This is a genomic window from Vulcanisaeta sp. JCM 14467 (assembly GCF_001316245.1).
Classification (GTDB): Archaea; Thermoproteota; Thermoprotei; order Thermoproteales; family Thermocladiaceae; genus Vulcanisaeta.
The window spans coordinates 102,703-110,310 of record NZ_BBDM01000009.1 but is presented as its reverse complement, the minus strand read 5'-3'; the positions used below and the strand labels follow the sequence as shown (position 1 = coordinate 110,310).

Below are 7,608 nucleotides of genomic sequence, written 5' to 3'. Positions count from 1 at the left end.
GGCAATTGCTCGTAGAGTTGCCTAAAGCCTTCCTTCGTTATGTTCCACATGGCGTCTAGGTCGGCCCACCTGTGGCGGCCAATTTCCCTCCTTGAAAGTCCCTCGCTTGTTGCGGCCACGGTTATGACCCTCTCATACTCGGCTGGCGGGTATTCGATTAGGTTTAATAACGCCTTCACGTACATTGCTGACTCCCTGATTCCGATGACTTGGAATACGTCGTCGGCTAGTATGGCTACTTTCCTCCTGCCTGCCTTTATTAAGTCGTGGGCTAGTTCATAGGCTGACCAAGCAATCCTCGTCAGGGCATTCTCCGCCATGGCCTGCCTAACAACCTCGAGGAACCTCTTCCTCAAGTCAACAACACCAACCTCAACCAGTTGCTCCTTATCCAGCGGATTAACATAACTAATATATTAATGACACAAACCCATTGATACGCAGTATTTCATTCATTATCTGCATTAAAATTACTCTCATGCGTTAGTAACACGTAAGGTTGTTAAAGGGGCCTTAGCTAGGGCAAAATCAATGCAGTGCCAATTACCCGCCAGGTACGAGTATGGGGAGCACACGGCAGACATCGCCGTGATAGCCTATGGCTGCACGCTTGAGGAGGCCTTCACAAACGCGGCGTTGGGTGTGGCTAACCTAACGTACTACACCGATAGGGTTGAGGCCAGGGAATTCGTTGAGGTTAATGTCGAGGGTGAGGACCTGGAGCAATTGCTCTTTAATTGGATTGATGAGTTTATTTACCTATTTGATGGTAGGAAGTTCGCCTACGGCGATTACTTCAGGGATGTGAGGATTGAGGGTAATGGCCCGTATAGGGCTAGGGCTGTGGTTGGTGGTGAGCACTTTGACGTTAATAAGCATGGTTATAGGGGTTTGATTGTTAAGGCAATGACCTACAACATGATGGAGATTGGGAAGGTCAATAATTACTGGAGGCTTAGGTTCGTGGTCGATATCTAGTTAATGCATTAAAAGTATTGTGCAATACCAACTACTGTATGTCATCAAACCCAACCAAGCGCAGGGTTGGACTAGTACTCATCGGTATTGGCATCGCCCTACTACTCGCGGCCTCCGCACTTGCATATATGGAACTACTCACGAGCATATCAATACCACAACCACCCTCATTGGAGAGCGTGCTCTACGTCCTAGCTATAGTCACGTATAAAGTCGCTTTCCTGGCCGTGATTGCCTGGGTAGGGGCCATATTAGTGACGAGAGGATTGCAGGCACTATGACATAGGCATTAATTAACAATCTTTAATCAATTAATACCTTACATAACCCCTTTGTCGGTCGTGATTACTCTTAATACCGAAATTTACAATGAGAATTATTCAAAGTAAATTACTGTCTCTTTCATCTCTCATTTCCCTTACGAAGTCACTTACAGGCTCTCTGGGTTTGATTGGGTCGAAATTAGGTTCTGGATAATCCTCTCCTTCGGGTATTGATGAATTAAGTCCAGTCATTAATTCCTCCCTAATCAATTCCTCCAGTAATTCACTGGCGCTTAACCCTTTCTCGGCAGCATACCTCCTGAACTCTCTCCATAAATCCTCATCTATGTAAATACTCACCCTTATCTTACCCATACTTCACATCCCTAGTCACGCCAGAGAGTATATAAATCCTAGTGTGATTCATGACGCGGGACGTTAATACTTATTTACCCATGGGTTGAATTGATTATTGTGAGGGTAGCCATTGGTTTGTCCCTACTGGCGCTCGTGATCACACTCATTGTGATTGGGATCTCCGCATTAAAGGTGGGTAATTTATCCAGGTACGTTAGTGCGAGTATTCGCCAGGTTGACAGTAATTATTACCTAGTCTTTGCTATTCATAATCCACTGCCATTGCCTATTATAATAACGATTAGTCAGGGTACCATGTCAAGGAGCATTTACGTCGAGCCTTACGGGTTCGGCAACTTAACCATGCCAATAACATCATTGGGCTCGCCAATAAGTATCACTGTATCGATACCTGGCATTGCCAATGTTACGAGTACGGTGACCCCATCATGAGGATCAGGGACAGATTAATAAGTGGCGCCATTAATGCCGTGGGTGATGTACTACTCCTAATACTAATGCTGGTACTATACTCATTACTTAGCTCATTCATGGCTCACCTACCCTTTAGGTTTGTGGCCCTGGGCGAGTACATCACGTTGATAATCGCCTTCGCCGTACTGGCTTCCTACGTGGTTTATTGGCGGGTCACGTACTTGCATACCCTGTGATTCTTGGTGAGGCTACGTTGATAACGGCCATATTCCTCTCTGTACCAAGTACTATCAGTGCCTATGGGGTTACCGTGAATATCACGCCCCTCATCTACTTCCTGTGGTCCGTAGAGATGGCTTGGGTCGTCTACTCAATAGTTGAACAATTCAATAGCATGTTAACGGATCCCTAACGTAGGTACTCCTCGATCTTAACCGCAAGCTCCTTAACGAGCTTACTCATCAGCAACTGCGATGCTCTCTCCCTGGCATTCCTACCCATCCTATCCCTCTCCTCAGGATGATCCAGGAGTCTCTCCACGGCCTTGGCCGCACCCTCGATGTCGTCTGGCCCATTAACATGAATACCATCAACCCCATCCCTAACAACCCACTTCTGCCCGTAGACCGCTGACGTAATTACCGGGACACCACCATACATAAACTCCAGCTGGGTTAGTCCAAGGGCCTCCATCTTACTCATTATTATGTTCACGTAGGCCTCCTTGATTAACTTCTTCTTATCCTCAACACTCAACTCCCCAGTCAGGGTGACGTTCTTCAAGTCCCTACTCTCCCTAACGACCTCATCCCATTGATCACCTGGCTTACCTGCGATCACGAAGTGCACGTCACGCCTATGCCTAAGTATCTTAGCCACCCTAACAACGGCCAGTGGATTCTTTCTCTCCTCAACTGTGCCTAGGTAAGCCACAATCTTGACGTCATCCGGTATCCTGTACTTAACCCTGAAGTCGCTCGAGTCAACGGCGCTTAAGTCGGCGACCTCATCATCGTCAATACCGCCTGGGAACACGTATATCTGCTCAGGCCTGGCACCCATCCTGATCATCTCCTCACCCTCGAGTGGCGTCACGCATAGGACTAGGTTTGCTGCCTTAAAGATCTCCGGGAAGGCCATGTGGTTCCAGGCAAGCCTATAGGTCCTCTCGACAACGTCATACCTAGTTGGGTCAGGCGGTTGGTAGTGGCTCATATGGCCGAAGAATACGTTGCCGCCCTCGAGACCGAATGTTGTTAGCATCCTCCTCCACATCACGTACTTAGCCGTGTCCTCAGGTCCATTCCAAAGTGTGGAGTGCGTTATCAATGCGTTGACACTGAAGTTCTCACTGATCCTCCTGAGCACATCGACGAAGTTCTTGAACATGATCCTCCTCGGGGGCCACTTGGCCATGTAACTATCAACCCTAATCGTGGGCAGTCCAATGGCTGGGTCCTTCTCCTGAAATATGTAGCCCTCCAGTGATGTCTCCACGGTCCTTCTCCTAATGACCTCATTACCGTCATGGTAAATGCTCGTTATTAGGTAAGCCTCATAACCAAGCCTAAGGAACCACTTAACCATCCTCTGGGCAACCAATTCCTGCCCTTTACTATTGCTCGTCTGATACATTATAACGCCAATGACGGACTTAGCCACCCCCATCACCCCTCCTTTCACTCCTACCTGTCTGTGGCCACTCACGCTCGAGGAACCTCCTCAATGGTTCCCTCAATGGTACGGCGAGCACAAGGCCTATCGCCACGCCAAGCCCAATGGCAACCGCCCACGCGAGTCCCTGGGCGAATATGTAGAGTATTGTCACGTTAACCTTCATGACACTCAGGGCTATTGTTATGACCATGTAGTAAAGGATAAACCTGAAGGCATCACCAACGAAGTTAAGTAATGTCTGTGCATATTGATCATTAGTTGGGTAACTACGCTTGAAGTAATCACTTATCCAATCAACCATTATTAAACCAATGATTAGGATAATAACGCCGGAGACGAGGTATGGCAGGTATGTCAATACGCTCTTGGACGTGTCATATAGGAATGCCAGGTTTGGGCTTGCGTAGGATAATTCAAGGAGTGCGTAGAAAATAGCCGCTATGTAAATAACCCACTTAACGAATAGGCCCAGGAAGTCACCAGCCGTATAACCGCTCCTAAGTAGTGCGCGGCCTACGGAGGTCTTTCTGAAGAAGGCGTCGAGCCCGGTGGTGTATGATATTTTCTTGATTAGTATCTCCACGAGCCTACCAACCACGTAACCCACGACGATTATTACCACGGCAGTGAGTACCGTGTAAAACACACCCTGTGGTATGAAGCCAAATACCTCGGTCTGCGCTGCTGTTGAATTCACAGCAGAACTCATTATTAAAAGAGGTTTATGGCGAGGTATTTAATATTTTGGGATTATTGCCATTACCGTAATACCATTTGATTGCGTTATTATTTTGATATTAAAAGAGATAGAAAGAAGTAAACCTAGGCTGATCCACTCATGTACTTAGCAGCCCTCTTGATTGCCTTGATTATGTTCATGTAGCCCGTGCAGCGACAAATATTCTTAATACTTAGCTTCAGTATCTCGTCATTAGCCGTTGGGTCTATGTTTGTGAGGTAGTCATGAGTAACCATCATGAAGCCGTGAGTGCAATAACCACACTGCATTGCATACTCCTCAAGGAATGCCCTCTGTATTGGGTGAAGCTCCATGCCCTTACTCAAGCCCCTTACCGTAGTGACTGAGTGCCCGGAGACCCTGACCACGGGCACCATGCAGGACTTCACAGCCCTACCATCGACGAGGACCGTACACGCACCGCACTTACCCTCATCACAGCCACGCCTAACCTCCCTAAAGCCATGCCTCCTTAAGAAGTCGAGAAGTAATAGCCTAGGCTCCACAAGGTCCTCAATCCACTGCCCATTAACATTAACCCTAACCCTGACTAGATCACCCACGTACTCAACGCCATCCCTGAACTCCCACTTAATTAATTCATCTTTAGTAGTTGCCTTAATATATTGTATTGAGCCACTGGCTATCTCCGTTAATGCCTTAGTCAGTAGGTTCCTGGCAACCCTAACCTTATAATCACCAGGTGCGTGGGTGTCCTCAAGCGGCTTAGTGTCTATTGATGAGAATATGGAATTAACAATATCGCTCGCCTTAACACCAACCTCCTTAACTCCAAGTCCATTCAAATGACCGCTCACTAGAACGGGCTCGGGATAAACAGCACCAATCACTATCCTGGAGTCCACGATAACGCCATCCCTCTCCTGATAAGTGACCGCAACAATAACGCTTGGGAATGCAGCGCCACCCCTTCTGAAGAATTCATAAACGCCCCTGAAGCCATTAAGCGGTATTCTAACCTCCGTAATTATCTCGCTAGGCCTTAGGTCAGTGAAGTACGGCCCTTTATATAGGTCTGAGACCTTGACCGCCCTTTCCGTATCAGCGCCCTTAATCACGACCTCGGCATCCAGGGCTATGAGGACCGGGTAGTAATTAGCAGCTGGGTCCGCATGCGCTATGCTACCGCCTATTGTGCCTAAGTTCCTAACCTGGATATCGGCTATGTGCCACGCTGATTCACTCAGTATCTTCGCGTGGTCATTAATGAGCCTGTTCATCGCGACGTCATTATGCGTAACCAATGCGCCAATCCTCAGGTAATTACCGTCAACCCTGACATACCTAAGATCATTAATGCCCAATATGTCGACTAGGTACTTAACCTCAGTCATCCTAAGCTTGAGCATTGGCATTAGGCTCATGCCGCCAGCAAGCACCTTAGCATCACCGCCATACTCATTGAGTAATTTCAAGGCCTCATCAATTGTGGACGCCCTGACGTACTTAAATCCCCTGGGGATACCGAGTGCGTATGCCATGCCCATCACCTCTCGATCGCCCTCATTATCTTATAAGCCTTAGTGGTAGGTCCGTAATTGCCTTACCAATTATTGAGGCTAGGGCGTTAACAATTGCTGCTGGCACTCCCATCATCACGCCCTCACCAACACCATGCGCACCAGAGACTAGGTGCTTTGTCGGTGTCTCAAAGTGTATGAATTCCACCTCCATACCTACGGCTTCCGCGAACGTTGGTGACTCGTAAATGTCGAGACTAGTTGTTAATGGGTTGCCCTGATCATCATACATTAACTCCTCATAAAGAGTGAGGGCAAGGCCGTGCATTAAACCACCCATTAACTGTCCATCGACGAATTCCCTCTTGAGTATTCTCCCAGCATCATGCGCTACTACATACTTCTTAACCCTAATGTCGTACGTATTCGGATCAAGTTCAATAACGGCAAGTTGTGCCTGAATTGCATATGTGGCGGATGAGTTAATCCTATCACCCTCAGCAGCCTTAACCGTTGGTGGTTGGTAAAACACGGTTGCGCTTAATGATGCATCTAAACCCTCCGGTAATGAACCTGGATCCCAATTAACTGATGAAACAATCCTCCTAATGTCGATTCTCCTGCTTGGGTTATTCACGTCATAGAACTGGCCATTCTCATAACCAACCTTATCTGTGCCTAAAATCGCCATGGCGAGCCTCGTCAACTTCTCCCTTAACTGCCTAGCCGCAAGTATTGCGGCACTAACCACTATTGGGGCAAACCTGGACGAGTATGAACCATCGGATAACGCCCACGTCCTTGTGGTATCAACCCTATTCTCAACGGTGATGATTGATGGATCAACACCAAGTTCCGACGCAACCACCTCGGCAAGCGTTGTTTCATGACCAAGCCCCTCATTAGTGCCGTTAACAAAAACCCTAATGTAGCCACTCATGTCAATGCTAATGGTTACGTAGGAGCCAGAGCCAGAGTGCGGATACTTACGCTTACTTGGCTCAATGGCTAGGTCCGTATAGCCCAAGTTAGTACCTGCAGGCTCAACGAGTACGGCAATGCCAACACCAATGTTTGGGTTCTTCCTCCTTTCCTCAAGCCAACGCTTATACTCCGGTTCTATTGCCCTGACAACCCTCTCATAGTCCTGCCTGGGGTATAAACCACCAGTCACGGTCTCGTAGAAATACTCATCGCCGATCTTCTTCGGGAACTCCCTAATGAGATTCTTAACCCTGAGCTCGAGTGGATCTATACCGAGTTCACGGGCTAACTCATTAACAGCAACCTCAAGCATGAAGTAGAATGGTGGCCCACCATACGCCCTATTGAGACCTGATGGTAACTTATTTGTGACTACCACGTAGTCCTCAACCTCAATAGCCCTGACGTCGTAGGCGCCGTTCATGTTACCATGAACCCTAAACAGCACGCCGGGATCAGGTGGTCTTGGATACGCACCAACGTCCTCATAAAACCTATACTTAAACCCCTGAATAAGTCCATCCTTAGTGGCCGCAACCTCTACAACACCCTTCCTAGCACCGCCCGAGTTACTACCGACCAAGTGCTCGGTCCTACTCTCAACCCACTTAACGGGCTTACCGCTCAGCATGGATGCAGCAGCTGCCAGTGTTATGTATGGGTATAGCATGTACTTAGAACCGAAGCTGCCGCC

Annotated in this window: 11 protein-coding genes; 5 read left to right on the top strand and 6 right to left on the bottom strand. The window is 48.0% G+C overall.

Features of this window, described 5'->3' with window-relative positions; translation table 11 throughout:
* Positions 1-356, bottom strand: a 356-nt coding sequence (locus JCM14467_RS09530) for an ATP-binding protein (protein ID WP_252901285.1), incomplete at its 3' end; no start/stop codon positions are given.
* Between the two features lie 175 nt (positions 357-531).
* Between JCM14467_RS09530 and JCM14467_RS09525 the strand changes: the two genes are divergently transcribed.
* Complete coding sequence (locus tag JCM14467_RS09525) at positions 532-978, top strand: archease (RefSeq protein ID WP_054849947.1); 447 nt, start codon at positions 532-534, stop codon at positions 976-978.
* A 38-nt stretch (positions 979-1,016) separates the two neighbouring features.
* Positions 1,017-1,259: a hypothetical protein gene (locus JCM14467_RS09520; protein WP_054849946.1), complete on the top strand. Its 243-nt coding sequence runs from the start codon at positions 1,017-1,019 to the stop codon at positions 1,257-1,259.
* Positions 1,260-1,358: 99 nt separating this feature from the next.
* Here JCM14467_RS09520 and JCM14467_RS09515 read toward each other — a convergent pair whose 3' ends face one another.
* Entirely contained in the window at positions 1,359-1,616 is a 258-nt protein-coding gene (locus JCM14467_RS09515; RefSeq protein ID WP_054849945.1) for a ribbon-helix-helix protein, CopG family, read from the bottom strand.
* Between the two features lie 99 nt (positions 1,617-1,715).
* On the opposite strand from JCM14467_RS09515, the gene JCM14467_RS09510 reads away from it, so the two are divergent.
* From JCM14467_RS09510 to JCM14467_RS17675, 3 genes are read left to right on the top strand one after another with little or no spacing between them, the layout of a single operon-like run.
* Positions 1,716-2,051 (top strand): hypothetical protein, encoded by a 336-nt coding sequence (locus tag JCM14467_RS09510; protein WP_054849944.1) that lies wholly within the window; start codon positions 1,716-1,718, stop codon positions 2,049-2,051.
* Complete coding sequence (locus JCM14467_RS17680) at positions 2,048-2,269, top strand: hypothetical protein (protein WP_252901284.1); 222 nt, start codon at positions 2,048-2,050, stop codon at positions 2,267-2,269. The genes JCM14467_RS09510 and JCM14467_RS17680 overlap by 4 nt, the downstream gene beginning before the upstream one ends.
* Complete coding sequence (locus JCM14467_RS17675; RefSeq protein ID WP_252901283.1) at positions 2,266-2,445, top strand: hypothetical protein; 180 nt, start codon at positions 2,266-2,268, stop codon at positions 2,443-2,445. The genes JCM14467_RS17680 and JCM14467_RS17675 overlap by 4 nt, the downstream gene beginning before the upstream one ends.
* Here the strand turns inward: JCM14467_RS17675 and JCM14467_RS09500 are convergent.
* From JCM14467_RS09500 to JCM14467_RS09485, 4 genes are all read right to left on the bottom strand, one after another.
* A complete protein-coding gene (locus JCM14467_RS09500; RefSeq protein ID WP_252901282.1) occupies positions 2,442-3,701 on the bottom strand; it encodes a glycosyltransferase in 1,260 nt (419 codons plus the stop codon). The two genes, JCM14467_RS17675 and JCM14467_RS09500, sit on opposite strands and share 4 nt — an antisense overlap.
* Positions 3,688-4,419 (bottom strand): mechanosensitive ion channel family protein, encoded by a 732-nt coding sequence (locus JCM14467_RS09495; RefSeq protein WP_054849943.1) that lies wholly within the window; start codon positions 4,417-4,419, stop codon positions 3,688-3,690. The genes JCM14467_RS09500 and JCM14467_RS09495 overlap by 14 nt, the downstream gene beginning before the upstream one ends.
* A 113-nt stretch (positions 4,420-4,532) precedes the next feature.
* A complete protein-coding gene (locus JCM14467_RS09490) occupies positions 4,533-5,957 on the bottom strand; it encodes an FAD binding domain-containing protein (RefSeq protein WP_054849942.1) in 1,425 nt (474 codons plus the stop codon).
* Positions 5,958-5,976: 19 nt separating this feature from the next.
* Positions 5,977-7,584, bottom strand: a complete 1,608-nt coding sequence (locus JCM14467_RS09485) for a xanthine dehydrogenase family protein molybdopterin-binding subunit (RefSeq protein WP_252901281.1) — start codon at positions 7,582-7,584, stop codon at positions 5,977-5,979.
* Positions 7,585-7,608: the final 24 nt, after the last annotated feature.